The organism is Falsiroseomonas frigidaquae, from assembly GCF_012163145.1.
GTDB classification, from domain to species: domain Bacteria; phylum Pseudomonadota; class Alphaproteobacteria; order Acetobacterales; family Acetobacteraceae; genus Falsiroseomonas; species Falsiroseomonas frigidaquae.
The window spans coordinates 436,966-461,580 of the sequence record NZ_JAAVTX010000005.1 but is presented as its reverse complement, the minus strand read 5'-3'; the positions used below and the strand labels follow the sequence as shown (position 1 = coordinate 461,580).

22 protein-coding genes are annotated in these 24,615 nt (G+C 68.0%); 11 read left to right on the top strand and 11 right to left on the bottom strand.

Features of this window, described 5'->3' with window-relative positions; genetic code table 11:
- Position 1 precedes the first annotated feature (1 nt).
- From HB662_RS18475 to HB662_RS18460, 4 genes are read left to right on the top strand one after another with little or no spacing between them, the layout of a single operon-like run.
- Positions 2 to 466 (top strand): chemotaxis protein CheW, encoded by a 465-nt coding sequence (locus HB662_RS18475; protein ID WP_245185720.1) that lies wholly within the window; start codon positions 2 to 4, stop codon positions 464 to 466.
- Positions 463 to 864, top strand: a complete 402-nt coding sequence (locus tag HB662_RS18470) for a response regulator (RefSeq protein ID WP_168051375.1) — start codon at positions 463 to 465, stop codon at positions 862 to 864. The genes HB662_RS18475 and HB662_RS18470 overlap by 4 nt, the downstream gene beginning before the upstream one ends.
- Positions 861 to 1,961 (top strand): chemotaxis-specific protein-glutamate methyltransferase CheB, encoded by a 1,101-nt coding sequence (locus tag HB662_RS18465; protein ID WP_168051373.1) that lies wholly within the window; start codon positions 861 to 863, stop codon positions 1,959 to 1,961. The genes HB662_RS18470 and HB662_RS18465 overlap by 4 nt, the downstream gene beginning before the upstream one ends.
- Positions 1,958 to 2,782 carry a CheR family methyltransferase gene (locus HB662_RS18460; protein ID WP_168051371.1) on the top strand — a complete coding sequence of 275 codons (825 nt, stop codon included), beginning with the start codon at positions 1,958 to 1,960 and terminating at the stop codon, positions 2,780 to 2,782. The genes HB662_RS18465 and HB662_RS18460 overlap by 4 nt, the downstream gene beginning before the upstream one ends.
- Before the next feature lie 69 nt (positions 2,783 to 2,851).
- On the opposite strand, the gene ctrA is transcribed toward HB662_RS18460, so the two are convergent.
- Positions 2,852 to 3,586: a response regulator transcription factor CtrA gene (ctrA, locus tag HB662_RS18455; RefSeq protein WP_168051369.1), complete on the bottom strand. Its 735-nt coding sequence runs from the start codon at positions 3,584 to 3,586 to the stop codon at positions 2,852 to 2,854.
- A 207-nt stretch (positions 3,587 to 3,793) separates the two neighbouring features.
- Between ctrA and HB662_RS18450 the strand changes: the two genes are divergently transcribed.
- The gene (locus HB662_RS18450) at positions 3,794 to 5,056 is read left to right on the top strand and encodes a FliI/YscN family ATPase (protein WP_342449538.1); all 1,263 of its coding nucleotides are present in this window, start codon (positions 3,794 to 3,796) and stop codon (positions 5,054 to 5,056) included.
- Entirely contained in the window at positions 5,043 to 5,453 is a 411-nt protein-coding gene (locus tag HB662_RS18445; RefSeq protein WP_168051367.1) for a hypothetical protein, read from the top strand. The genes HB662_RS18450 and HB662_RS18445 overlap by 14 nt, the downstream gene beginning before the upstream one ends.
- On the opposite strand, the gene hppD is transcribed toward HB662_RS18445, so the two are convergent.
- Complete coding sequence (gene hppD, locus HB662_RS18440) at positions 5,434 to 6,612, bottom strand: 4-hydroxyphenylpyruvate dioxygenase (RefSeq protein WP_456305477.1); 1,179 nt, start codon at positions 6,610 to 6,612, stop codon at positions 5,434 to 5,436. The two genes, HB662_RS18445 and hppD, sit on opposite strands and share 20 nt — an antisense overlap.
- 45 nt (positions 6,613 to 6,657) lie before the next feature.
- On the opposite strand from hppD, the gene HB662_RS18435 reads away from it, so the two are divergent.
- Positions 6,658 to 7,131, top strand: coding sequence for an Lrp/AsnC family transcriptional regulator (locus tag HB662_RS18435; RefSeq protein WP_168051365.1), 474 nt, complete (start codon positions 6,658 to 6,660; stop codon positions 7,129 to 7,131).
- Between the two features lie 4 nt (positions 7,132 to 7,135).
- On the opposite strand, the gene HB662_RS18430 is transcribed toward HB662_RS18435, so the two are convergent.
- Positions 7,136 to 8,371: a TIGR03862 family flavoprotein gene (locus HB662_RS18430; protein WP_168051363.1), complete on the bottom strand. Its 1,236-nt coding sequence runs from the start codon at positions 8,369 to 8,371 to the stop codon at positions 7,136 to 7,138.
- Between the two features lie 61 nt (positions 8,372 to 8,432).
- On the opposite strand from HB662_RS18430, the gene HB662_RS18425 reads away from it, so the two are divergent.
- The gene (locus tag HB662_RS18425; RefSeq protein ID WP_168051361.1) at positions 8,433 to 9,461 is read left to right on the top strand and encodes an NAD-dependent epimerase/dehydratase family protein; all 1,029 of its coding nucleotides are present in this window, start codon (positions 8,433 to 8,435) and stop codon (positions 9,459 to 9,461) included.
- Positions 9,462 to 9,533: 72 nt separating this feature from the next.
- Positions 9,534 to 11,906, top strand: coding sequence for a xanthine dehydrogenase family protein molybdopterin-binding subunit (locus HB662_RS18420; protein WP_168051359.1), 2,373 nt, complete (start codon positions 9,534 to 9,536; stop codon positions 11,904 to 11,906).
- A 6-nt stretch (positions 11,907 to 11,912) separates the two neighbouring features.
- On the opposite strand, the gene HB662_RS18415 is transcribed toward HB662_RS18420, so the two are convergent.
- From HB662_RS18415 to HB662_RS18405, 3 genes are read right to left on the bottom strand one after another with little or no spacing between them, the layout of a single operon-like run.
- Positions 11,913 to 14,855, bottom strand: coding sequence for an ATP-binding cassette domain-containing protein (locus tag HB662_RS18415; protein WP_168051357.1), 2,943 nt, complete (start codon positions 14,853 to 14,855; stop codon positions 11,913 to 11,915).
- Positions 14,856 to 14,857: 2 nt separating this feature from the next.
- Positions 14,858 to 17,029 (bottom strand): NHLP family bacteriocin export ABC transporter peptidase/permease/ATPase subunit, encoded by a 2,172-nt coding sequence (locus tag HB662_RS18410; protein ID WP_168051355.1) that lies wholly within the window; start codon positions 17,027 to 17,029, stop codon positions 14,858 to 14,860.
- The gene (locus HB662_RS18405) at positions 17,026 to 18,315 is read right to left on the bottom strand and encodes an NHLP bacteriocin system secretion protein (RefSeq protein WP_168051353.1); all 1,290 of its coding nucleotides are present in this window, start codon (positions 18,313 to 18,315) and stop codon (positions 17,026 to 17,028) included. The genes HB662_RS18410 and HB662_RS18405 overlap by 4 nt, the downstream gene beginning before the upstream one ends.
- 183 nt (positions 18,316 to 18,498) lie before the next feature.
- On the opposite strand from HB662_RS18405, the gene HB662_RS29765 reads away from it, so the two are divergent.
- Entirely contained in the window at positions 18,499 to 19,539 is a 1,041-nt protein-coding gene (locus tag HB662_RS29765; protein ID WP_168051351.1) for a hypothetical protein, read from the top strand.
- A 9-nt stretch (positions 19,540 to 19,548) separates the two neighbouring features.
- Here the strand turns inward: HB662_RS29765 and HB662_RS18395 are convergent, their stop codons facing one another.
- Together HB662_RS18395 and HB662_RS18390 are read right to left on the bottom strand one after the other, a co-directional pair.
- Positions 19,549 to 20,589, bottom strand: a complete 1,041-nt coding sequence (locus tag HB662_RS18395; protein WP_168051349.1) for a dipeptidase — start codon at positions 20,587 to 20,589, stop codon at positions 19,549 to 19,551.
- Positions 20,590 to 20,620: 31 nt separating this feature from the next.
- Positions 20,621 to 21,394, bottom strand: a complete 774-nt coding sequence (locus tag HB662_RS18390) for an amino acid ABC transporter permease (protein ID WP_168051347.1) — start codon at positions 21,392 to 21,394, stop codon at positions 20,621 to 20,623.
- Between the two features lie 121 nt (positions 21,395 to 21,515).
- Here HB662_RS18390 and HB662_RS18385 point away from each other — a divergent pair, with 121 nt between their 5' ends.
- Entirely contained in the window at positions 21,516 to 22,310 is a 795-nt protein-coding gene (locus HB662_RS18385; protein ID WP_168051345.1) for a transporter substrate-binding domain-containing protein, read from the top strand.
- 27 nt (positions 22,311 to 22,337) lie between these two features.
- On the opposite strand, the gene HB662_RS18380 is transcribed toward HB662_RS18385, so the two are convergent.
- The 3 genes from HB662_RS18380 to pdxA all read right to left on the bottom strand — a co-directional run bounded on the left by HB662_RS18380 (position 22,338) and on the right by pdxA (position 24,464).
- Entirely contained in the window at positions 22,338 to 22,631 is a 294-nt protein-coding gene (locus HB662_RS18380; protein ID WP_168051343.1) for a hypothetical protein, read from the bottom strand.
- Between the two features lie 112 nt (positions 22,632 to 22,743).
- Positions 22,744 to 23,481, bottom strand: coding sequence for a pyridoxine 5'-phosphate synthase (locus tag HB662_RS18375; RefSeq protein ID WP_168051341.1), 738 nt, complete (start codon positions 23,479 to 23,481; stop codon positions 22,744 to 22,746).
- Positions 23,478 to 24,464 (bottom strand): 4-hydroxythreonine-4-phosphate dehydrogenase PdxA, encoded by a 987-nt coding sequence (gene pdxA / locus HB662_RS18370; RefSeq protein WP_168051339.1) that lies wholly within the window; start codon positions 24,462 to 24,464, stop codon positions 23,478 to 23,480. Before pdxA ends, HB662_RS18375 begins: the two co-directional genes overlap by 4 nt.
- Between the last annotated feature and the right edge of the window lie 151 nt (positions 24,465 to 24,615).

Here is a 24,615-nt window from a genome sequence, read left to right as displayed (position 1 = left end):
CTTGCGTACTCAGACGACAACATCGGCCGTAACCGATGCCGATCTCTTCCTGACGCTGACGGTGGCGGGGCAGGCCTGTGGGGTTCCCGTACTTGTGGTGCGGGATGTCCTCGGCCCCCAGATCATCACGCGTATTCCTTTGGCACCGCCTGAGGTTGCAGGAAGCCTCAATCTGCGCGGGCGCATCGTGACAGCGGTTGACCTCCGCCGCCGGCTCGGTCTGCCGCCAAGGCCGGCGGACATACAGCCGATGAGCATCGTCGTTGAAATGGCGGGCGAGCTCTACAGCATGCTGGCTGACCAGGTCGGCGAGGTGGTGCCACTTCGGCAGGATGATTCGGCCGCCAATCCGCCGACGCTTGATCCGGTGTGGCGTGAGGTTTCCAAGGGGGTTCATCGGCGAGATGGCCAGTTGCTCATCGTGCTTGACGTGGAGCGGGTTCTCGCGATCGGCGGTGGCCGATGAGCGGGTCTGAGGCGGCGGTGCGCCAGTGCCTGGTGGTCGATGACAGCCGCGTTGTGCGGAAGGCTGCGCGGCGTTTCATGGAAGGCTTCGGCTTCACGGTACGCGAGGCGGCCGACGGCAGCGAGGCGCTGACGGCCTGCCGCGAGTTGCTGCCCGAGGTCGTGCTGCTCGATTGGAACATGCCGGTGATGGATGGCGTGACCTTCCTTCGCGCCGCGCGCGCGGAGTTCGGCCCTGACCAGCCCGTGATCATCCTGTGCACCACGGAGATCGCTTTCGAACGGATCATGGAGGCGCTTGAGGCCGGCGCGCAGGAATATGTCATGAAGCCGTTCGATGCGGAGATCCTGGGCAGCAAGCTCGCACAGATCGGCCTGCTTCAGGCTGCCGCCGCGTGATCGCCGCTGGGCCTGTCCGGGTCCTTCTATGCGACGACAGTGCGGCAGCCCGCGGTGTCATGTCCCGCATGCTGGCGACCGACCCGGACATCAAGGTGGTGGCCAAGGCGGTTGATGGTGGCGATGCGTTGGCGCAGTTGACGGCCATGGCAGCGGGCGATCGGCCACAGGTCGTGCTGCTGGACCTGGAAATGCCCCGCATGGACGGCATGACCGCACTGCCGCTGCTGCTGAAGGCGGCACCGGGCACGGCCATCATCGTCGCCAGCGCACTGAGCCAGCGTGGTGCCACCGCCACCATGGCGGCACTGCGCGCCGGAGCGGTGGACTACGTTCCGAAGCCTTCCGCCTCTGCGGGCGGCATGAGTGGCGGCCAGTTCCAGGCGGAACTGCTGGCGAAGATCAAGGGGTGGGCCCGCATGCGGCGGGCCCCGTCCTCGTCGGCCACAGGGACCTCGCGGCTGCCGGTGGCCAGGCCATTGATGGCGGAGCGTGCGGGCGGTCCGGTGGTTCGCCCGCGCGCGATCGCCATCGGCTCGTCGACGGGCGGGCCGCAGGCGCTGGCAACCCTGGTCGCGCGGCTTGACCGGCCACTGGCGGTGCCGGTGATCGTGGTTCAGCACATGCCCGCGGGATTCACGACGCTGCTGGCGGACCACCTCAATCGGATCGGGACGCTGCCGTGCAGTGAGGCGAAGGAGGGCGAGAAGCTCTTGCCCGGCCGGCTCTATATCGCACCTGGTGACAAGCACCTTCTGATCAAGGATGTGGCGGGTACCCTCATCGCCCATCTGGGCGATGGGCCGCCGGAGAATTTCTGTCGGCCGGCTGTCGATCCCATGCTCCGGAGCCTGGTGGCGGCCTGCCAGGGCAAGCTTCTGGTTGCGATCCTCACCGGGATGGGCAGCGACGGCTTGGCGGGTTGCCGCTCCGTCTCCAGCGCCGGCGGGTCTGTGCTGGCACAGGACGAGGCCACCTCGGTGGTCTGGGGCATGCCGGGCGCGGTCGCGAAGGCGGGCATCGCATCAGCCATTCTCAACATTGAAGACATCGCAGGCCGCATCCTTGTGGCTGGTGCAGACGGGAAGCGGACATGAACAACGAAGAGTTCGCGGAGATCGCCGGCGTTGTGCGCCGGCGCTCGGGCATCGTTCTGACCAGCGATAAGGCGTATCTGCTGGAAACGCGTCTCGGGCCCATCCTGTCACGGTTCAAGCTGCCGTCGCTTTCGGCACTCGGCCAGAAGCTGCGGCAGCGGCCGGATGAGGTGCTGGAGCGTGCGGTGGTCGAGGCTCTGACCACGCATGAATCGTCGTTCTTCCGGGACGGCAAACCCTTCGAACATCTGGCAAAGCTTCTGCCCCGCCTCATCTCGGGCCGTTCGCCTGGCGCACCGCTGCGCATCTGGTCGGCAGCATGTTCGACGGGGCAGGAACCCTTCTCGATTGCTATGCTGGTAGCGGATGCCTTGGCTGGCCGGACGGATTGCCGGGTAGAGATTCTTGCGACCGATATCTCGGCGGAGATCCTTCAGCGGGCGAGACAGGGTGTCTTCACTCAGTTCGAAGTTCAGCGCGGTCTGCCCATCCGGTCACTCGTCAAGCATTTCCGGCAGGATGGGGCGAAGTGGCGCATTGCGCCGGAGCTGGGGGCGATGGTTCGATTCGAGGAGCGGAACCTGCTGAACGACCTTTCGTCGCTTGGTCGGTTCGACACGATCTTCTGCCGCAACGTGCTGATCTATTTCGATGCGCCCACCAAGACGCGCGTGCTTGAGGCGCTGGCACGGCGTCTGTCGCCGGATGGTGTGCTCTATCTCGGCGGGGCGGAGACGGTGCTTGGGCTGACGGATCGTCTCGTGCCGATCCCCGGTGAGCGCGGCGCCTATGGCGTGTCGGCACAGAAGGCCGCCGCATGAGGCCGGCCGGCTGAGGCGGGCTGGCCGGACCGGCCCCTCGCCTTCCGGGCGAGGGGCCTAGTCACTGCGTCAGGCTGCAGCGCTGGCGGGGCCGCCCCGGCCATCCGGGCCGGAGGGTAGCCGGATGGTGCCGTTCGGTTCACGCAGGACGTAGCCACGCCCCCAGACCGTCCCGATCAGTTCGGCCGCGCCCGCGCTGGCCAGCTTTTTGCGCAGCTTGCAGATGAAGACGTCGATGATCTTCACTTCCGGCTCGTCCATTCCGCCGTAGAGGTGGTTCAGGAAGGCCTCCTTGGTCAGCACGACGCCCTTTCGCAGGGTCAGCAGCTCCAGCACTGCATATTCCTTGCCGGTCAGGTGTACGGCCCTGCCATCGACCAGGACTTCTCGAGAACCGAGGTTGAGCGTCAACGGACCGACGGAGAGGGTGGGCTGGCTGAAGCCTTTCGCACGCCGGACGATGGCCTGGATGCGGGCCACCAGTTCCTGCTGGTCAAAGGGCTTGGTGATGTAGTCATCGGCACCCATGCCGAAGCCTCGCACCTTGGCCTGGGGCCTCGTGAGGCCCGAAAGGATCAGGACCGGCGTTTCCAATCGTGCGGCCCGCAATCGCCTGACGACTTCGTAGCCCTCCATGTCCGGCAGCATCAGGTCGAGGACCACGATGTCGTAGTCATAGAGCCGAGCCAGTTCCAGAGCTTCCTCGCCCGTATCGGCCGTATCGACAATCATCGTCGCGGCCTTGAGCGCAAGGGTGACGCCGCGAGCGACAATTGTATCATCTTCAACCAAAAGGACACGCATGGAAGGCCTCCACACACTTTCTGCGTGTAGGAATACCACCTCTGCGCGATATGTGAAGGCCTTATTCACCGAAAAAATGCATCCTGGTTGAGCGATAAACTGATAAATAGTAATTTAAATGATTTTTAGACGATGATGGGAACTCATCCCTGGCGCCTCGCCGGTGGTATCCTGCGCGGTGCGCCACGCCATCTGCGCCGGGGGCAGGTGCGCGGTGCTGACCTGCTGACCGTCGATGTCGTCGGCGCCCGACCGCATCTGGCGATCGGCGACAGGCTTCGTATTCAGAGTACGGACGACGACACGGGACTCGCCGAGGTTGTGAGTGTCGGGCCAACGAGCGCGCGCACGGTTGTCTTCGGCGCAACCGCTTCGATTGCCGAAGGCCTGCCGGTGGAGGTGATTCCCCGCGTCGGCCTGCGGATCGGCCAGCGATGGCGGGGCCGGGTCATCGACCCGCTGGGCAACCCCATGGATGGCAAAGGTCCGCTGCTTAGCGGACAGCAGGCACGCCCGACCCGCGCTGCGGCGCCGAATGCAGCTCAACGACAGCGCCTTGGCCCCCCAATCGGCGTCGGCGTTCGCGTGATCGACGCTTTCTGCACGATGCGCGAGGGCCAGCGGCTGGGCCTGTTCGCCGCCTCGGGCATCGGCAAATCCACGCTGCTGGCCACCATGGCCCGGGCCGCGTCTTTCGACACTGTCGTATTGGCGCTGATCGGGGAGCGCGGCCGTGAGCTGCGCGAATTCATCGAGGATGATCTCGGGCCGGAGGGCCTGGCGCGCAGCGTCGTCGTTTGTGCCACCTCCGACGCCTCCGCGGCCATGCGGCGCGAGGCGGGCTATGCCAGCCTCGCGGTGGCCGAGTACTTCCGCGACTCTGGCCAGCGCGTTCTGCTGCTGCTTGATTCGGTAACCCGCTTCGCCCTTGCCTGCCGCGAGATCGGCTTGGCGGCCGGGGAGCCGCCGGCGACGCGCGGCTATCCCCCCAGCGTGTTTCGTGAACTTCCGGCTCTGCTGGAACGCGCCGGACCTGGCGGCCCCGGGTCCGGCAGCATCACCGCGCTGCTGACCGTGCTGGTGGAAGGCGACGACCATGACGAGCCGATCGCGGACGCCGTGCGTGGCATCCTGGATGGGCACGTGGTGCTGGAGCGGCGGATCGCCGAGGCCGGTCGTTTCCCCGCGGTGGAAGTGCTGCGCAGCCTATCGCGCTCCGTGCCCGGTTGCCTGACCGCGGACCAGGCGGGCCTGGCCCGGCGAGCCCGGCGCCTGCTGGCGCTGCGGGATGACGTGGCGGATCTGGTCCGCCTTGGCGCGTACCGGCCCGGCACCGACCCGGAGACCGATGCGGCGCTGCGCCTGGCGCCACGGATCGAGGCAATGCTGCATCAGGCGCGCGGGGATGTCTCGACCCTAGACCAGGCGTTCAACGGCCTTGCGGAGGCCCTGGCCGATGCCCCGGCCTGATCCGCTCCGCGCCCTGGGCCTGCTGCGCCGGTTGGAACTGGAGGAGGCGCGTCGTAGCTTCGCCGGGAAGCTGCGTGCGGAGGATCGCGCCGCCGTGGCGCTCGATCGGGTGACGCAGGAACTGGCCGCCGAGGTCGGCGGGGCGGCGGCGGCAGCCTATGCAGCCTGGCTGCCCGGCGCCCGCGCGCGGGTGGCGCAGGCCGCCACGCTCCATACCGCCACCGATGCGGCGCTGACGGTGGCGCAGCAGGCCGTTGCAGTAGCCTCCCGCGCCGAGCAGCTGGTGGTGGAGGAGGCGGCGCGGCGCGCCCGGGACCGCCGCGCCGCCCGGCATGCCAGGGCGGACCGGCTGCTGGGCGATTTGGGTGGGCGCCCGGTCAAGCCTCCGTCGGCTTGAGGACGCCGCGTCGGATCTGGTCCAGCTCGATGCTCTCGAACAGCGCGCGAAAATTGCCCTCGCCGAAGCCCTGGTCGCCCTGCCGCTGAATCAGTTCGAAGAAGATCGGTCCGATGACGTTGCCGGTGAAGATCTGCAGCAGCCGACCACCCTCTGGCGTTGGGGCGCCATCCATCAGGATGCGGTTGCGGCGCAGACGCTCCAGCCACTGCTCGCTGCCCGGAAGGCGGTTCGGCAGCAGCTCGTAGTAAGTATCAGGCGTATCGAGGAAGGCTACGCCAGCATCGCGCATCCGCTCGACGCTGGCGTGGATGTCTGTTGCGCCGAGGGCAACATGCTGGATGCCTTCGCCCTGATAGGCGCGGAGGAACTCCTCGATCTGGCTGCGGTCGTCAGAGCTTTCATTGATCGGGATGCGGATCTGCCCGCAGGGAGATGTCAGCGCGCGGGACTTGAGGCCGGTCAGCTTGCCCTCGATGTCGAAGTAGCGAATTTCCTTGAAGTTGAAGAGCTTGGCGTAGAACTGCCACCACACATCCATGCGGCCGCGATGGACGTTGTGGGTCAGGTGGTCGATCACTGTCAGCCCAGCGCCGACCGGGTGCGGGTCACGCTCGCCGATCCAGCGGAAATCCACGTCGTAGATGTTGCCGCGCGCGCCGTAGCGATCCACGAAGTACAGCAGCGATCCACCGATGCCCTCGATGGCCGGGATGTTCAGCTCCATCGGGCCGACCTTGCCGGTCACGGGCTTGGCGCCGAGCGCGATGGCGCGCTTATAGGCCTCTGCAGCGTCCGCGACCCGGAATGCCATGGCGCAGGCAGAGGGGCCGTGCAGCCGGGCGAAGGCCTGGGCAAAGCTTTCCGGCTCGGCATTGATCAGGAAGTTGACGTCACCCTGACGCCACAGCGTCACGGCCTTGGACCGGTGCCGGGCCACGGCGGCGAAGCCGAGGCGGCTGAAAAGCGCCTCCAGATAGGGGATGTCCGGCCCGGTGAACTCGACGAACTCGAAGCCATCCGTGCCCATCGGATTGGCGTCCGAGATGCGGCCGGCATAGGCGCTGCGATCGGGCGGAACATCCATGGCGTGCACTCCGTTCAGGGTGCTTCCAGAAATAGGACAAATGCAGGGGTGAAATTCGGCGAAATACGCCACAAAATGTGGTCAAAATAGGCAAATTGACCATCGGGGTGCGCAGCCATGGCGAAATCCACCATCAGCCTGGACGAGATAGATCGCCGGATCCTGCGCGCGCTGCAGCAGGATGGCCGCATCGCCGTTACGCTGCTTGCAGAGCAGGTGGGTTTGTCCGCCACCCCCTGCCTGCGGCGCATCCGGCGGATGGAGGAGGCGGGGGTGATCGCCCGCTATACAGCGGTGGTGGACCCGACGAGGGTAGGCCTGCCGATCCAGGCCTTCGTCCAGGTCGCCCTGTCCTCCCATGCCGAGGAGGTTGCGGCGGCGTTCCATCGGGCGCTCGAGGCGCGGAGCGAGGTGGTCGCGGCCTACGCCATGAGCGGCGGCATGGACTACATGCTGCATGTCGTCGCGTCGGATTTCGAGGCCTACGCCGAATTCGCGCTGAAGGCCCTGCTGCGGATGCCGGGCGTGAAGGAAACGCGGAGCTCCTTCGTGTTGATGGCGCTCAAGCCACCAGGCGCGGTACCGATCTGACCCTTCAGATCCGCTCCTGGTCCGCCAGCCAGGCGAGAACCCCGTTCGCGGCGGCGACGCCGGTGCTGAAGCAGCCCTGCAGCAGGTAGCCGCCGGTCGGTGCCTCCCAATCCAGCATCTCGCCGCAGGCGAAGACACCGGGGCGGGCCTTCAGCATGAGGCGCGCATCCAGCTCCGACCAGGCGAGGCCGCCGGCGGAGGAAATCGCGCGGTCCAGCGCGGCGGTGCCAGTCAGGCGGATCGGCAGGCTTTTCACCAATTCCGTGGGGCTGCCGTCACCCGCGCGCAGCGCCTCCTGCACCAGGCCGATGGCGGCCGGTGGCATGGCAAGGGCCTTCCGCAGCCCGTTCGCCAGCGATTCGGCGCGGGGGCGTGCTGCCAGGCGGTCGGTGACCTCCCGCGCCGTCAGATCGGGGCGCAGGTCCAGGGTGATTTCGGCGCTTCCCTGCTCGGCGATCGCCTGGCGCAGCGGCGCCGACAGCGCATACAGTGCGCCGCCTTCAAGGCCGGTCGACGTGATCAACGCTTCCCCCCGCACCGTCACCGTGCCGAAGCGGATGGCAATGCGCTTCAGTGGCGTACCCTCATGCCGGGCCCGGAAGTGCTCCGACCAGGGGGTGGCAAAGCCCATATTGGCCGGCGCCCAGGGCGCGACCGCAACGCCCGGCAGATGGGAGGGCCAGGTCCCGTCCGAACCAAGTCGGGGCCAGGAAGCGCCGCCCACGGCCAGTACGGTGGCGATCGGCCTATCAGCCTCGGCTGCGTCACTGAAGTGAGGGGCTCCCGTCTCGGTCCACCCCAGCCAGCGGCTGCGCAGCTTCAGGCCCGCACCCAGCCCCGCGAGCCGGGCCAGCCAAGCGCGCAGCAGTGGCGAGGCTTTGTGGCTTTCCGGGAAGATGCGGCCGCTGCTGCCGCGGAAGGTGCCGATGCCGAGTCCCTCGCACCAGGCGATCAGTGCGCTGGGCGGGAAGGCGCGGATGGCCGCCAGAAGGGGCGGGGCCGCTGGGCGGAAGCGGGTGAGGAAAAGCTCCAGTTCCTCCGAATGCGTGAGATTCAGGCCGCCACGGCCGGCCATGAGGAACTTCCGTCCGACGGACGGCATGTGGTCATGGACCGTCACCGCCAGCCCCGCGCTGGCAAGGCGCTCGGCCGCCATGAGTCCGGCCGGACCAGCGCCGATGACGACAACCCGTCCGGAGGGGGCGGCGGAGGAAGGCGGTGCGAGGCGGGCTTCGGTCATGGGCGGCTTTCTGCGGCGTGGCGACCGGGATATCCAGGGGGGGCTGTGAAGGAGTCGCCCCATGTCTGCCGTTCTCGTCACCGGAGGCGCCGGGTTCGTCGGCCTGAACCTCGTCGAGGCGTTGCTCGGGCGCGGCGAGCATGTGGTCGTCTTTGGTCAGGAAGCCGCACTGCCGGCCCCTGCAGCGGAGGTTTTTGGCGACCTGCCGGGGCGGCTCGATGTCGTGACAGGCGATGTGCGTGATGCCGCGGCCCTGGCCGCGCTGTTCGCCAGCCACCGCATCGACCGCGTTTTTCCCTTCGCGGCTGTCACCGCCGGCCCGGCCCGGGAAGCAGCCGCGCCTGGCCTGGTGCTGGATGTGAACCTGCATGGCGTGATCGCGACCTTGGCGGCGGCGCGGGATGCCGGCACGGTGCGGCGCGTGGTGCTGCCGGCTTCCTCCGCCGTCTATGGCGAATCGGCCTATAACCATGACTGGCTGGACGAGGTGACGACGCCCTGCATGCCGATCAGCCTGTATGGCGTGACGAAGTATGCGGTGGAGCGGGCCGGGCTGCGGCTGGCCGATCTGTGGGGGTTGGATGCGGTGGCTGCGCGGATCGGCGCCACCTACGGGCCGTGGGAGCGTGATACCGGGCTGCGCGATACGCTCAGCCCGCATCTGGCGATCTTTCAGGCCGCCGCCCGTGGCGATGTGGCCATCCTGCCGCCGGCGCCTCTGCCCCGCTACGACTGGATCTATGTGAAGGATCTGGTGGCGGGGCTGCTCGCGCTGCTGGATTGCGCCGACCCGCCCGCCCGCGTGTTCAATCTTGCCTCCGCACAGGATTGGTCGCCGCATGCGGCTGCCTGCTGCGACAGTCTGGCGGCCGAGATACCCGGCTTCACCTGGCGCCACGCGGCGGCGGGGGAGGCGCCGAACATCCCCTTCAACGAGATGCGCCCGCGCGGCTTGATGACGATCGAACGCGCCCGGGCTCTTGGCTGGGCGCCGCGATTTGCACCGGAGGCTGCCTATGCCGACTATGCGAACTGGCTGCGGCGGATGGACGGAAGATTCGCCGCCGCGGCCACGCCGCCACGAGGCTGATCCGGAGGCAGCCGCCCCTTCCCAGGGTGGCACCTCCACCCAATTCCCTACCGAACCTGCCGTGAGGACCCGATGCCCGACACCAACATGCTGGACGCGACGCGCCTGAAGTTCGGAATCGGGCAGTCCGTGCCGCGCGCCGAGGACCCGATTCTGCTGACCGGACGAGGCCAGTACACGGATGACATCGCCCTGCCGGGCCAGATCTGGTGCGTGATGGTGCGCAGCCCCTATGCCCATGGCGTGATCCGCGGCATCGGTACGGACGCTGCACGCGCCATGCCGGGGGTGTTGGGCGTCTGGACCGGCGCGGACCTGGTGGCCGCCGGCTATGGCCCGATGAAGTGTGGCATGCCGCTGAAGAATCGCGATGGTTCGCCCATCCGGACGACCTATCGGCACGCGCTGGCCACTGACAAGGTTCGCTTCGTCGGCGACCCCGTGGCCTTTGTCGTCGCGGAGTCGCGCGCCGAGGCGAAGGACGCTGCGGAAATGGTCGAGCTCGACATCGACATGCTGCCGGCTGTCACCCAGGCCTCCGCCGCCGCCGAGCCTGGTGCACCGCAGCTGTATGACGACATCCCGGGCAATCTCGTGCTGGATTTCCAGCAGGGCGACAGCACCAAGGTGGCCGAGGCCTTCGCGTCGGCCGCACATGTCACGCGCCTGGGCATCCGCAACAACCGCATCGTGGTCTGCGCCATGGAACCGCGCAGCGCCATCGGATCCTTCGAGGATGGCCGCTACGTGCTGCGCGTTGGCTGCCAGGGCGTTTTCGGGCTGCGCGCGCAGATGGCCAACGAGGTCCTGAAGGTGCCGACGCAGCAGGTGCGGATCCTGACCGGCAATGTCGGCGGCAGCTTCGGCATGAAGGCTAATGCCTATCCCGAATACATCTGCCTGCTGCATGCCGCGAAGGAACTCGGCCGGCCAGTGAAGTGGACGGATGAGCGGACCAGCAGCTTCCTCTCCGATCAGCACGGCCGGGACCATGAGGTGGAGGCCGAGCTTGCCTTGGATGCCCAGGGCCGTTTCCTGGCCGTGCGGCTGACCTCCTTCGCCAATATGGGGGCCTACCTGTCCACCGTCGCGCCGCTGATGGGCACCGCGAATTTCTGGAAGAACGTGCAGTCCAATTACCGCACGCCGCTGATCGAGGTGGTGACGCGGAGCCTGTTGACCAACACGAGCCCCGTCTCCGCCTATCGCGGCGCCGGCCGGCCGGAAGGCAACTACTTCATGGAACGGCTGATCGAAGCCGCGGCGAAGGAGATGGGGCTGAACGCCATCGAGCTGCGCCGCCGCAACCACATCCGACCGGAGGAAATGCCCTACGCTGCCGCGTCCGGCAGCAACTATGACGGCGGCGACTTCACTGCGCTGCTGGACCAGACGATCACGGCCGCCGACCTGCCCGGCTTCGCTTCCCGCAAGGCGGCAAGCGCGGAGAAGGGCCTGTTGCGCGGCCTCGGAATCGGCAATTTCCTCGAATGTACGGCACCGCCGACCAAGGAACAGGGCGGCATCCGCTTCGAGAAGGACGGCACCGTCACCATCGTCACCGGCACGCTGGACTACGGGCAGGGGCATTGGAGTGCCTTCGCCCAGGTGCTGCACCAATCCATAGGCGTTCCCTTCCACCAGATCCGCCTGAAGCAGGGCGATTCGGACGAGCTGGTGGCCGGTGGCGGCACCGGCGGGTCGAAGTCGCTCATGGCCTCCGGCGCCGCCATCGTCGAGGCTTCGGAACTGGTGGTGGAGAAGGGGCGTGCAGCCGCGGCCTGGGCGCTGGAGGCGGCCGTTTCGGATATCGAGTTCGAGGCGCATCCTGAGTCCGGCGAAGGCCGCTTCCTGATCGCCGGCACCGACCGTGGCGTCGGCATCATGGAGCTGGCCGCCCGGCTGCAACAGGCGCCGGCGCTGCCGGAGGGGGTGCCCGCGACGCTCGATGTGACCCATGTCTTCGACCAGGCGCCGCAGGCTTACCCGAATGGCTGCCACGTCGCGGAGGTCGAGATCGATCCGGAGACCGGGATCGTCAGCATCGACCGCTATCTGTCGGTGAATGACTTCGGCGTCATCGTGAACCCGATGCTGGTTGCCGGCCAGGCGCATGGCGGTATCGCCCAGGGCATCGGCCAGGCGCTGATGGAGAGCGTGGCCTTCGGCGAGGATGGCCAGATGCAGACCGGCAGCTACCTCGACTATGCGCTGCCGCGGGCAGGTGACATGCCTGACATCACCTTCGTCAGCCACCCGGTTCCCGCTACCACCAATCCTCTCGGCGCCAAGGGCTGCGGCGAGGCTGGCTGCGCAGGATCGCTGCCAGCGGTGATGAATGCGGTGGTGGATGCGCTTTCCGCCCATGGCATCCGCCACATCGACATGCCGGCGACGCCGGAGCGCGTGTGGCAGGCGATTCAGTCGGCGCCGAAAGCCGGCTGAGGCCGATCAGGCAGCCCCGCCCTCCTGGTCCGCGCCCGCTGCGGCCTGCCAGCGGGCTTCCTCGGCGTATTGGCGGGCGAAGAACCCGCCCTTGCGCTGCAGGAGCTGCTCGAAGCTGCCGCTCTCCACGATGCGACCGCCATCGAGCACGATGATGCGGTCCGCATTTCGGATGGTGGACAGGCGATGCGCGATGACGATGCGGGTCGCCGGCATCGTGCGGATGGCCCGCATGGTCGCGCGCTGGGTGATGTTGTCCAGCGCGCTGGTCGCCTCGTCCAGGATCAGAACCGCGGGCTTCTGTAGCAAGGCGCGCGCCAACAGCAGGCGCTGCACCTGGCCGCCGGACAGCACGCGGCTGGCATCGGTCAGCATGGTCTCAAGCCCCATCGGCATCGCGCGCACATCCGCAGCCAAGGCGGCCTGCTCCAGCGCGTGCCAGATCTCGGCCTCGCTCACCTGAGCCAGGCCGCGCACCGCATCCCGCAGGCTCCCGGGGGGCAGGCGTGCGGATTGCAGGACTGTTGCGATCTGCTGCCGCAGCACGGTGAGATCCAGCCCGCGGATATCGTGCCCATCCATGTAGATGGCGCCGCTGATGGGCTCCTCCAGACCAAGCAGGAGGCGCACAAGGGTGGATTTCCCGGCGCCTGACCGTCCGACGATTGCGACATATTCGCCAGCCTCGATCCGCATCGACAGGCCGGAGAAAATCCAGGATTCGGACGGACCGTAGCGGAAGGCGAGGTTCGACAGGTCTATCGCACCACTCAGCCGCCCCGGATCGACCTTGCCGGTATCTGCCTCCGGCAGGGCATCCAGCAGGGGCTGGGCGAATTTGCGCGTCGGCATCAGGAACCACAGCGCGAACATGGTCTTCGCCAGCTGCGTGCCGGACGCGACCATCAGGCCGTAGGCAGCGATGAAGGTCATGACAGAGGACAGGCTGGGCGGCGGCTCGCCGATCTCCACCTGCTGCATCATCGCGATGATCAGGAAGGCCGCGGCTGTGGACAGCACGGTGAAGCCGGCGGCGAAGGCATCATAGACATTGCTGATGCGCCGGGCGGCGGCCAGGCGGCGGCGCATTTCGGCGAAGCGTCCCGACCAGACCGTCTGCGCACGCGCTTCCGCCCCCGCCAGGCGCAGCTTCACCAGGCCGGAGATGATCTGGAACACCATCGCGTCGGCCAGACCGGACAGGGCCTCGCCCGTCGCGAAGGCGCGGGCCTGCAGCCAGCCGGCCAGGTTCGCCGCGGCCAGTTGCAGCGCCAGCATGCCGACGGCGACCGCCGCAGCGAGCGGCTGGGACAGCAGCATCAGGACGCAGGAGGACAGGATCGTCGCCACCGCGCTGATGATGGTGAAGCTGAAGGCCCGCAACTGCATGGCCAGGCTGATGGCCGAGCCAGCGCGGCCGGAGGTTTCGCCGACCGTCTGCCGGTTCAGCGTCGCCATGGGCAGGCGCATGACGCGGTCCCAGACAGCAGCATGAAGGGCCGGTCCGGCCTTGGCCTCGATGCGCTGGCGGGCGATCTCGCTGCCCAGCTTCACAGCCCAACCCACCGCCGCGACGAGCACGAGGGCAAGCCCAAGCTGCGTCAGTTCGCCCAGATGCCCGCCGGGGATCAGCAGCGAGAAAGCAATGCCCGTGCCGAGTGGCACCGCCTGGCCCAGCGCCGCGCCGATCAGCATGGTGGCGAAGATGGCGGTGACATCGTGCCCACTGCCGCGCATGCCGCTGCCGATCAGGTCCGTCAGCCCAAGTGCCTTGCGCGGCAGCGGGATGATGGGCGCCAGCGCCTCCCGACTGATTTGTTGGGCCAGAGCTGGATCGACGCGTTGGCCCGCCAACTTGTCGGCCGTGTGCAGCCGGTAGCCGCCGCGATGCGGCAGCAGTGCCACCGTTGCGCCATTCAGCGTGCCGAACAGCGGGCCATGGTCGTCACGCCACCAGCCATCGGGCAGATGCGCCGGCCGCAGCCGCAGCCCGGACGCCCGGGCGAGTTCCTGCAGCGTCGGAACCGCGTCGATATCGGCCCGTCGCACCCGGATCGGCCGCTTGGCACGCACGCCCAGACGGCTGGCAATGATGCGGAAGACCGGCATCAGCGGGTCGCCATCCGCGGCGGCCTGTACTTCCGGCGGGTTCCCAAGGATTGCGGCGAAGGCGGTCCGCTGTTCCGCGCCAGCTTCCTCGTCCCGCTCTGCCCGCAGTCGCAGGCGGTTCAGTTCATCGGCAGCGTCGAGCGCCAGTGCCGAGGACAGGGCGCCGAGGCAGGCGGCATTGTAGGTTGCGAGCCCAGCTTCCCAGGCGGGATCCGCCATGGCGTCGAGAGCCGGCACTGCAGCGACCAGGCCGCCGCTGCCGGTCAGCCAGGCTTCCGCTGGCAGCGGCACCAGGCCGGCAACCGGCTCCAGTCCCAGGAACAGCCAGGAACCAGGCGGTAGGCGCAGCCAGATGGGCGGCCCACGAGTAGCGAGCGTTGCGTTGGGCGCGGTCTGGACTGTGCCGAGCGCTGCGCTTATCGCGACATCCGCACGAGGCCGCGGCGCCATGGGCCGGGCCAGGCCCTCCGCGAGCGTCCTGCACCAAAGGGTGGTCGCCTGCGCCAACCGGTTGCTCCACTCCGCATCCAGCGGCGAAGGGGGCTGCTCCAGCGGCGCGATGCGGGTCTCGGCGGTGCCAACCGCAATCAGATTGGCACCCATGTCATCGACGCCGAGCCCGCAGAGAAGCCCGCCCGCGGTGACGGTCCCGATGTAGCGCCGCGGCCCCTCGGTTGCTGGCGCGCGCGCCGGGCGGGTGGCGAACAGGGTCACCGTGCCAGACGTGACCAGCCAGCGTGCGGAAGCGTCGTCCAGATGCAGGGGCGCATGCGCCGGCAGCGTATGGGGCTCGGCCGGCTGTGGCGGCGCGGCCAGATTCGCGGGCAGTGTGTCAGGCATGGTCAGCCACTGGCGAGCATCTTGCGGAAAGGACCGACAGCACCGGCCAGCTCCTCCGGCCGGCCGCGTTGGATGATACGGCCGCGCTCCATCACGATCACTTCGTCGCAATCGCGCACCAGGGCCAGGCGATGGGCGATCAGGATCATGGTGCAGCCGCGCCGGCGCAGGTTCCGCATCACCGTCGCCTCGGATCGGTTGTCGAGTGAGGCCGTCGCCTCGTCGAGCACCAAGATCGACGGATCGGTGACGATGGCGCGTGCCATTTCCAGGCGGGCGCGCTGGCCACCGGACCAGTTGCGGCCCTCCTCCGCCACCACCCCGGCATAACCACCGCGCCGCGCCAGAATTTCGTCATGAATGGCCGCATCCTGGGCGCACTCGACAAGACGCTCATCGGCCAGCGTTGGATCCCACATGGCGATGTTGTCGCGGATGGTGCCGTCGAACAGGTAGCCTTGCTGGTCCACGACTGCGACCTCTCTCCGCAATTCCTCACGCGGGATGGAATCCAGGGGACGGCCGTCGATCAGGATCTCCCCAGACCAGGGGCGATAGAGGCCGGCGATCAGCAGCGCCAAAGTCGACTTCCCGGACCCCGACCCGCCCACGATGCCGAGGCGGCGGCCCGGCTCCAGGGTCAGTGAGATGCCGTCCAGCAGCGGTGCCTCCAGCCGGCTATGGCCGAAGACCACGTCGCGGAGTTCCACATGGCCGGTGAAGCGGGCCGCCGCGGCACGGGCCGGGGCTGCCCCGAATTCGGCGGCCAGCGGGTGATGCATGGTGTCTTCCAGCAAAGTCAGGTTCGCCTTGGCGTCCTGCATCTGCGTCGCGACGCCGACCAGCTGCGCAACCGGCCCCATGAACCCCACGGTCAGCGCCTGGAAGGCGACAAGCTGGCCGACGGTCATCGCGCCCTCCATGATGCGGGATCCGCCAAGCACCAGCACAGCGGCGGCCGCGGCGATCGCGACGAAGGCGGGAAGGCCCTCCAGCACACCGCGGCGCAGCGCCAGGCTTTGGGTGATGTTGGCCACGCCGGCGCGCGTACCGGCAAGCTGGGCTAGAAGAAGGCTCTCGCTGCCGGAGGAGCGATAGGTCTCGATCATCTGCAGGCCCTGCTTGCCCAGGCCCTCGGAGCGCAGTGTGCGGGACAGCAGGCGCTGGTTGTCGTCGCTCAGCGACCGGCTGAGCGATGCCAGGGCCGCCAGGTTGATGATGGCGGCCAGTATCACCACGCCTGTCAGCTGCCGGTCGTACAGGGCCATCACCGCGGCGTAGGCCAGCGCCGTGATCAGCCCCAGCAGGCCGCGCCCCACATCGCCGGACACGAGCCGCGCGATCCGGTCGTTCAGCAGCACCCGGCCGGCGACATCGCCCGGATGGCGCTGGGCGAAGAATGCGACCGGCAGGCGCATCAGCCTTTCGAGGAAGGCGGCGGAGCCGGCAACGGAGAGCCGCGTCTCCAGCCGCAGCAGCAGGTCGAGCTGCAGCCAGGTGACGACGGCCATCGCCGCGGCTGCCCCTGCCATGCCGAGCAGCAGCGGCGTCAGCCAGGAATCGAAGCGGCCGACCAGCACGTCGTCGACGAAGACCTGCGAAAAGGCAGGCACCAGCAGGGCTGGGATCATCAGCAACATGCTGACGCCCACGAGGAAGCCGAAGCTCGCCTCGTTGCCGCGCAGGCGGCGCAGGATGCCGCCCACCGCGCGCGGCGGCTCCCCGCCCTTGCGGAAGTCCGGGCCAGGCTCCAGCACCAGGGTGACGCCGGTGAAGTTGCGGTCCAGCTCCTCCCGCGTGATGCGGCGAGGGCCGCTGGCGGGGTCGTTGATGTGGACGTAGCGCGGGCCGATGCCCTCGATCACCACGAAATGGTTCATGCCCCAATGGGCGATCAGCGGCAGCCGCATGCCGGGGATGTGGCTCGGCTCCATCCGGAAGGCCTGCACCTGCATGCCGTACTGGCGGGCCGCGGAGGCCAGGTGGCTGGCGCGGCTGCCATCACGCGACACGCCGCAGGCCACGCGCAATTCCTCAAGCGCCACCCAGCGGCCGTAGAAGCCGAGGATGATGCCCAGCGCCGCCGCGCCGCATTCCACCGCCTCCATCTGCAGCACCGTCGGCGTGCGAACCCGCCGGGCCGTGCGGGGGGTGCTGGCCACATCATCCGTCATAGCGTGCCGGCGTCTGCCGAGCGGGTGAGCCAGCCACGGACTGCAGGGAAGGCAAGGCCGATCAGGCGCACCGACCGCACGGTGAACTCCGCTTCGGCCAAGGTCCCGGACTCAACAGCGAAATCGGGGCCGCTACCGGTTGACCAGCGCAAGCCGCTTCGGGTGGACGGATCGCGCTCCAGCGCCACTTCGACCTCAAAAGGCGTGCCCAGCCCCGTGGTGAAGCTGCGGACGAGCTGGTCGTTCTGCAGCGTCCGCAGCAGGCCGGCGGAGGATGCGGGCACATGGGCGACGCGGATGACACGGCCGTAGACGAAGCCATGCTCCTCCCGCCGCGTCGAGGACGGTGAAACCTCGACCCGCAGGCCTTCCGCCAGGCGCTTGCCATCCTGTGCCGTGACATAGACGACGGCGACCGGACCGCCGTGACCGCTTTCGGGATCGCGCTCGATGGTCAGCAGCGGCGTGCCGCGCTGGATCACCTGGCCTTCATTGACCTTGGATTCGACGACGATGCCCGAATAGGGGGCCATCACCACCCCTAGCCGCAGCAGCCGGTCGCGGAGGGCCTGCGCCTGGCGGCCGGTCTCATCCGCCCGGCGCTCGGACTCCATCGTCTCCCGCTCTCGCTGCGTGCGTTTCAGCGCCTGGTCGAGGATCAGCTGCTCCCGCTCGTTGCGCGCCGCGGCGATCTGTTCCCGGACCTGGAACACCTCCACCCGCGCGAACAGGGCACGGTCACGATTCACCAGGTTCTGTTGCGACAGGCCGCGGAGCACATCCTCCCGCTCCCGCATCATCCCCAGGCGTTCCTCGAGGAGGCGGAGGTTCTGCGTCAGGGCGGCGTCGCGGGCGATCCTGAAAGCATCGGCGGCTGCCTCTTCCCGCCGATGGAAATCCAGCAGCTCGCGGCGATGACGCGCCGCGTCGGCGGCCTGGCCCTCGGCGAGCGCCAGTTGCAGCCGGACCTCGGACTGGTCGACCTGCGCAACCGGCCTGCCGGCCTCGACGCGATCGCCCGGCCGCACCATGAGGGATTCGATTCGGCCATCCGTGTCGGCCACGATGTCGACCACACCGCCCGGCGGCAGAAGAATCCCCCGGCCGGCGACCTTGACCGGCACGTCGACGAGGGACGCCCAGACCAGGCCAATGAGGGCCATGCCAAGCAGGACGCCGCCAATGACCCAGCTCAGCGGGCGCATGACCCGCAGCGCCTCATCGTATCGGTCGGGTGCCGCGGCCTCGGCGACGGCCTCGCGGCGGAACAGGGGAGGGGCAGACATCGTTTCCAGACATTCCCCGCTACGTCAAAAAATAGATTCCAGCGGCCGTGCAGAGTGACGGAGTTGCACGGGCTTGGGAACCTGCGTCTCTGCCCGAACCTTAACGCAATCGGTTTCATTCTGTGTTGATACGCCAAGGGCGCAACGATAAAGTATTTCGAGACGCTTTGGGAAGATCGATCCGTGTCCACCAAAAAGCCGCATGTAATCGATATTAAGACGCTTGAGATTGTGGTTGGAGGTTTCAACGAACGATCCGGTGGCGCGGGCGACGACACGCTGGTCGGTGGCGACGGCGGGGACAAGCTTATGGGATCGGCCACCTGGGCCGGCGACCAGCCCGTGAACAGCGGCAACGACGTGCTCGCTGGCGGCGGTGGGGCCGACGAACTGCATGGCGGCGATGGCCATGATCACCTTCGCGGCGGCACCGGCGATGGCGACAAGGTCTTTGGCGGCGACGGGAATGACACCCTGTGGTGGCGCGCCGGCGACGGCAATGACGAGCTGCACGGCGGCACCGGGGCCGACAACGTGATGGTGGAGGGGCTCTCGCTCCAGCAGGTCACCGACGGGCTGCAGCTCTACCAAGGCAGCTATTCGATCGTCGGCCACAGCATTGTCTTCAATGGTCCAGCCAACGGCCAGTTCACGGTGAATGGCGAAACCGTTCGCTTCTTCGGTGTCGAACAACTGACCATGCCCGACACCACGGTGGCGCCGCCTGTAACGCCGCCCGTGACGCCGCCGGCCACCCCCGGCAGCAGCGTGATCACCGGGACTTCGGGTGTAGACAACCTGGCGGGTTCGAACACCTGGGGTGCCGGAAGTGACGGCAGCTGGCAGCCGGTCGGCAGCGGTGACAACCAGTTCAATGCCGGCGCCGGCAGCGACCAGGCGCATGGTGGTGATGGCAATGACAGCTTCCGCATGGGCGCTGGCGACGACAAGGCCTTCGGCGGCGACGGCAACGACGTGTTCTACTGGAGCCCCGGCGAAGGTAATGATGAATTCCATGGCGTCGCCGGCCAGGATTCGGTGGTCATCGAGGGGACGCCCTTCAGCAGCATCTCCTCCGGCAACATCATGATGTACGAAGGCGGCTCCTACAGCTTCCAGGGCAACTCCATCGTCTTCAACGGCCCGTCGAATGGCCAGATCACGATCAATGGCCAGGTCGTGAAGTTCTTCGGCATGGAGCGGATCAACTTCACCAACGGCTGAGCCTGCCGGTCAGCGCGCGGCCCGCAGGGTCGCGCGCCAGACACGGAGGAAATTGCCCGACCACAGCAGCCCGAGTTCGCGTGGCCCATAGCCGCGGCGCAGCAGTTCCGCGCTGACGGCCCCGGACATCGACGCATCCTGCCAGCCCTGCACGCCACCGCCGCCATCGAAGTCGGACGACAGGCCGACATGGTCGATGCCGATGCGGCACACCGCGTAGTCCACATGGTCCGCGTAGTCGGACACGGTCGCCCGAGCGGTGCCATCCGCATCGGGCGCCTTCAGGAAGCTCGGCACCGCGGTGATCTGCAGCAGCCCGCCCACATCCCGCAGCGCGTCCATCTGTGCGTCATCCAGGTTCCGCGGATGGTCCCGCAGGGCACGGCAGCAGGCATGGGTGGCAACCACGGGCGTGCGCGACAATTCCGCAGCCTGCAGCATGGCGCTGCGCGCGACATGGGATACGTCGACGATCAGGCCGACGCGGTTCATTTCCCCGATCGCGGCCCGCCCGAGGGCGGACAGGCCGCCATGACGCGTCGGTGCATCGCCCAGGTCGGCCCGCGGCCGGGCCGCATCCGATAGGGCGTTGTGCCCGTCATGGGTGACGGTCAGGTAGATGGCGCCGAGCTGGCGCCAGAGCGCAAGTCGCGACAGATCCTCGCCCATCGCATAGCCATTCTCGACACCGAGCAGGATCGCCAGCGCGCCATCCGCCGCGCAGGCTTCCAACTCGTCCGGCGTCGTGCACAGGCGCCGCCGCATCGGTGTCTCGCCGGCGGTGGCGGCGATGGCCCGCAACATGGCTTCGGCGCGCGCGCCTGCAGCATCGTGACCTTCCGGGGTCAGCGGGCCCTGGGGCACATAGGCGATGAACACCACCCCCTTCAGGCCACCGGCCTGCATCTTGGGGTAGTCGACCCGCCGTGCCGTCTGCGTCGCAGGGTCAGGGGTGGCCGGCCATGGCACGTCGACATGGGTGTCGAGCGTCAGCGTCGCGGCATGGATGGCGGCTGCCGCCTCATCGGTCGGCGGGAGGATGTCTGTCATCCCCGGACGCTGGCTGCCCGGGGGCGGCCCGTCAACCGTCCCGCCGCCGCGTCTGGTCCGCACCAAGCCGCCGTTCCAGCCAGCGGGCGCCTGCCGAGATGATCAGGATCAGCACCAAGTATTCGAGGATCAGGATTGTATAGATCTCGAGCGGTCGGAAGACGGACACAACGAGCTCATTGGCGCGGCGCGTCAGGTCCTGGTAGCCGATCACGCTCGCCAGGCTGCTCATCTTCACCACATAGACGAATTGGTTGGCGACCGGCGGCAGGATGCGGCGGATGGCCTGTGGCAGGATGACCAGGCGCATGGCCTGCCAGCGCGACAGGCCGAGCGCGGCGGCGCCCTCCCGCTGGCCCTGCTCGATGCTCTGGATGCCACCGCGCAGGATTTCGGCCTCGAACGCCGAGTCGCAGAGAGCTATCGCGATCAGGGCCGCGGTGAAGACATCCAGCCGGATGCCCAGCACCACAGGCAGGCCGTAGAACACCCACAGGATGAGCACCAGGATCGGAACCGCGCGGAACAGCTCGACCCAAATACGGTTGGCCAGTCGCAGAGGGCGCAGCCGCGAGAAGCCGAGCAGGGCAATTCCCGTGCCCATCAGGACGGAGAGCAGGATCGCGGCAACCGAAAGTGTGACGGTTGCCCATAGCCCCTCCACCATGAAGTCCAGATTGGCCCTGCCTCGGGCATCGGTGGGGTCGACTACATGCCAGCCCCAGTTGCTGCCGCAGCCGGACAGCATCAGCAGCGGGAAAGGCAGCCAAATACGCGGCTGTCGCGGGAAGGGGAGGGTCGACATGTGGCTGTTTCCCACGCTTTCCCTGCTCGGGCGAGATGCGACACGCAGCGGAAGTCGGGTATGACGTTGCAAATTGCGAAGGTGGACCAACCTCCGCCCTGCCCAGATGGAGCTCTTCCCCATGTTACGTCGCCACATACCGGCCGCCGCCGCTGCCGCATCCCTGCTGCTGCCCGCCCAGGCCCTGGCGCAGCAGGCTAATGGCGGGCGCCTCCAGGCGATCCAGTCCGCCGGGCGCATCCGCATCGGCACTACGGGCGACTTCAACCCGATGAGCTTCCGCGACCCGGCCACGCGCAGCTATCGCGGCCATCAGATCGAGGCGGCGGAGCAACTGGCGCGCGACATGGGGGTGCGGCCAGAATTCGTGGCGACCGACTGGCGCACGCTGATCAACGGCCTGCAGGCCGACCAGTATGATGTGGTGTTCACCGGAACCTCTATGTCCATCGCCCGCGCGATGGCGGCGAGCTTCACGATCCCCTGGGGCCGCACCGGCTTCATCCCCTTGACCACCCGCCGCAACGCGGGCCGCTTCGCCACATGGGAAGCCCTGAACCAGCGGGGCGTGACCGTCGGCACCAATCTCGGCACCACGATGGAGCAATTCGTGCAGCAGGCCTTGCCGGCCGCAACCCTTCGCCGCGTGGAGAGTCCGGCGCGAGACTGGCAGGAACTGCTGGGCGGCCGGGTGGACGCCACCATGTCGACGGTGATTGAGGCCGCCTTCCTCACGCGGGAATATCCGGATCTTGTCTCGCTTTTCAGCGACCAGCCACGCAACCCCATCCCCATGGCGTTCATGGCGCCGCTGCAGGATCCGGTCTTCCTGAACTTCCTCAACGCCTGGGTCACCATCCGGCAGGCGAGCGGCTTCTTTGCCGAACTCGGCCAGAAATGGGGTGTCAGTGCCTGAGCCTGGGGATCAGCCGAAGCCTGGGGATCAGCCGAGGATCTGGAAAAGCATCATGCAGGCGCCGATCAGCGCTGTCGGTGCTGAGAGTGCGAGCAGCGGCAGGGCGGCCAGCGGCTGCTCCGCGGTTGCGGGTTGCTCCGGGCAGCGAGGCGGCACCGTGATGGCGGCCGGATAGGTGAGGACCTGCCGGCTCCGCGCCACGCCCAGGGGCAGGGGGATGACAGTGGCCGAGCGCGGAGGGGGGGCGGTCGATTGATCCGGTAGGCCCGGCCGCACTGACCAGAGCGGAATCGTCTGCCTTGCCTTTGCCGCGGCCGCCATTGTCGCCTCGCATCCTGCAATCACCGCTGCCGGCATCCTGCCGCAGTCGTTGCTGTCAGAAGACCGAGCAAACATCAGGCCATGCAAAATGCAAGGGCAGCCCAACGGGCGCTCAGCCCTGGGAGTGCCGCGCCGCGTCAATGAGGTCCCGCATCCGCCGTACGGCCGAGGGCAATCCCTCGAAGACGCTCTGGCCGATCAGGAAGTGCCCAATCGAGACCTCGGAAACCTCCGGCAAGGCCGCGACGCCGCCGATGCAGTCGAAATCCAGACCATGGCCGGCATGGCACAGCAGGCCTGCCGCCGCGGCGTCACGCGCCCCCTGTGCCAGGCGCGTGAGATGCACGGGGCGTTCGCTGGGCATCGCGTCGGCGTAGGTGCCCGTGTGCAGTTCGATGCAGTTGGCGCCCAGCCTGGCAGCGGCCTCGATCTGAGCGCGATCAGCCTCGACGAAGATGGAAGTGCGGATGCCGGCGCCGGTCAGGCGCTGGATGGCCTGGGCGAAGCCGGGGCCACTCCGCAGCACATCCAGCCCGCCCTCGGTGGTCAGCTCCTGGCGTTTCTCGGGCACCAGGCACACGGCCTCCGGCATCACCCGGATGGCGATGGCGACCATTTCCTCGGTGGCGGCCATTTCCAGGTTGAGCTTGGCCGGTACCTCGGCCTTCATGCGCTCCACGTCCTGGTCGCGGATGTGCCGCCGGTCCTCGCGCAGATGGATGGTGATGCCCTCTGCACCGGCGGACAGGCATAGCTTTGCGGCGGCCACGGGGTCTGGAAACCGCCCGCCGCGGGCGTTCCGCAGCGTCGCCACATGATCCACATTGATTGAAAGCAGCAATGGCATCATGGGCGGTGATCCCTTGATCGGCTGGTGGCGATGTCCGCGGCAAGGTGCAGCGCGGCGATGAGACTTCCCGGATCAGCCTGGCCCGACCCAGCGATATCCAGCGCCGTGCCATGGTCGGGGCTGGTGCGTACGATCCGCAGGCCCAGCGTCACATTCACCCCGCCATCCATATCGAGCGTCTTGATCGGGATGAGCGCCTGGTCGTGGTACATGCACAACGCGCAGTCATAGGCGGCCCGCGCTCGCGGGGTGAACAGCGTATCGGCGGGCAGGGGGCCGCGTGCGTCGATGCCCGCTTCGCGCAGGGCGGCGATCGCAGGCGCGACAATCTCGATGTCCTCGCGGCCCATTGTCCCTGCTTCCCCGGCGTGCGGGTTCAGGCCCGCCACCACAATGCGCGGCCTCGCGATGCCGAAATCCTGCCGGAGCGCATCAGCCACGATGCGGCCGTGCTCGATGATGAGGTCCGTGGTCAGGCTGCGGATGGCGTCCGCCAGGGCGGCATGGACTGTCACCGGCACCACCCGCAGTCCGGGACAGGCCAGCAGCATTACGGGTGGAACGCCGCGCCCCGCCAACTCACCGAGAAACTCAGTGTGCCCGGGGTGACGGAAACCGGCACCCGTCAGTACGGATTTCTGGATGGGATTGGTCACCACCCCGCTGGCGCGACCATCGAGGCATAGACGCACCGCGGTCTCGATTGCGGCGATAACGGCAGCCGCATTGGCCGGGTTCGGCCGCCCGGGCTGTGGCACCACCGGCAGGGAAAGCGGCAGCACAGGCAGGCCCTGCGAGAAGGCCTCAGCGGCCTGCTCCGGCGTCTCGATCAGCGCCACCGGCGCATCCTGCACGCTGACAGGATCACCGATGAAGAAGAAGACAGGTCCTGCCGCGCGTAGGCGGTGCCAGGCCTTCGCCGCGATCTCCGCGCCGATGCCGGCCGGCTCGCCCATGGTCAGGCACAGGGGATGACGTGTCATGAATCCGGCGTAGACGGTTAGCGGCCGCAGGGAAAGTGAGGCGGAGGCGCGGTGGGCCTGGCTTCGGAAAACCGGGCAGAATGGTGCGTCAGATTGGGCATGGTCGCATCCGGATGGCGCCGGTGCATGTGGCGCCGGGACAGCGGCCGTC

What these genes read in the sequence shown, in the direction of transcription:
- HB662_RS18470 (WP_168051375.1), top strand. Translation starts at nt 463, where the DNA reads ATGAGCGGGTCTGAGGCGGCGGTGCGCCAGTGCCTGGTGGTCGATGAC.
- HB662_RS18395 (WP_168051349.1), bottom strand. Translation starts at nt 20,589, where the DNA reads ATGACAGACATCCTCCCGCCGACCGATGAGGCGGCAGCCGCCATCCAT.
- HB662_RS18420 (WP_168051359.1), top strand. Translation starts at nt 9,534, where the DNA reads ATGCCCGACACCAACATGCTGGACGCGACGCGCCTGAAGTTCGGAATC.
- HB662_RS18435 (WP_168051365.1), top strand. Translation starts at nt 6,658, where the DNA reads ATGGCGAAATCCACCATCAGCCTGGACGAGATAGATCGCCGGATCCTG.
- HB662_RS18390 (WP_168051347.1), bottom strand. Translation starts at nt 21,394, where the DNA reads ATGTCGACCCTCCCCTTCCCGCGACAGCCGCGTATTTGGCTGCCTTTC.
- HB662_RS18385 (WP_168051345.1), top strand. Translation starts at nt 21,516, where the DNA reads ATGTTACGTCGCCACATACCGGCCGCCGCCGCTGCCGCATCCCTGCTG.
- ctrA (WP_168051369.1), bottom strand. Translation starts at nt 3,586, where the DNA reads ATGCGTGTCCTTTTGGTTGAAGATGATACAATTGTCGCTCGCGGCGTC.
- HB662_RS18430 (WP_168051363.1), bottom strand. Translation starts at nt 8,371, where the DNA reads ATGACCGAAGCCCGCCTCGCACCGCCTTCCTCCGCCGCCCCCTCCGGA.
- HB662_RS18380 (WP_168051343.1), bottom strand. Translation starts at nt 22,631, where the DNA reads ATGGCGGCCGCGGCAAAGGCAAGGCAGACGATTCCGCTCTGGTCAGTG.
- HB662_RS18445 (WP_168051367.1), top strand. Translation starts at nt 5,043, where the DNA reads ATGCCCCGGCCTGATCCGCTCCGCGCCCTGGGCCTGCTGCGCCGGTTG.
- HB662_RS18375 (WP_168051341.1), bottom strand. Translation starts at nt 23,481, where the DNA reads ATGATGCCATTGCTGCTTTCAATCAATGTGGATCATGTGGCGACGCTG.
- HB662_RS18415 (WP_168051357.1), bottom strand. Translation starts at nt 14,855, where the DNA reads ATGCCTGACACACTGCCCGCGAATCTGGCCGCGCCGCCACAGCCGGCC.
- HB662_RS18425 (WP_168051361.1), top strand. Translation starts at nt 8,433, where the DNA reads ATGTCTGCCGTTCTCGTCACCGGAGGCGCCGGGTTCGTCGGCCTGAAC.
- HB662_RS18410 (WP_168051355.1), bottom strand. Translation starts at nt 17,029, where the DNA reads ATGACGGATGATGTGGCCAGCACCCCCCGCACGGCCCGGCGGGTTCGC.
- HB662_RS18460 (WP_168051371.1), top strand. Translation starts at nt 1,958, where the DNA reads ATGAACAACGAAGAGTTCGCGGAGATCGCCGGCGTTGTGCGCCGGCGC.
- HB662_RS18405 (WP_168051353.1), bottom strand. Translation starts at nt 18,315, where the DNA reads ATGTCTGCCCCTCCCCTGTTCCGCCGCGAGGCCGTCGCCGAGGCCGCG.
- pdxA (WP_168051339.1), bottom strand. Translation starts at nt 24,464, where the DNA reads ATGACACGTCATCCCCTGTGCCTGACCATGGGCGAGCCGGCCGGCATC.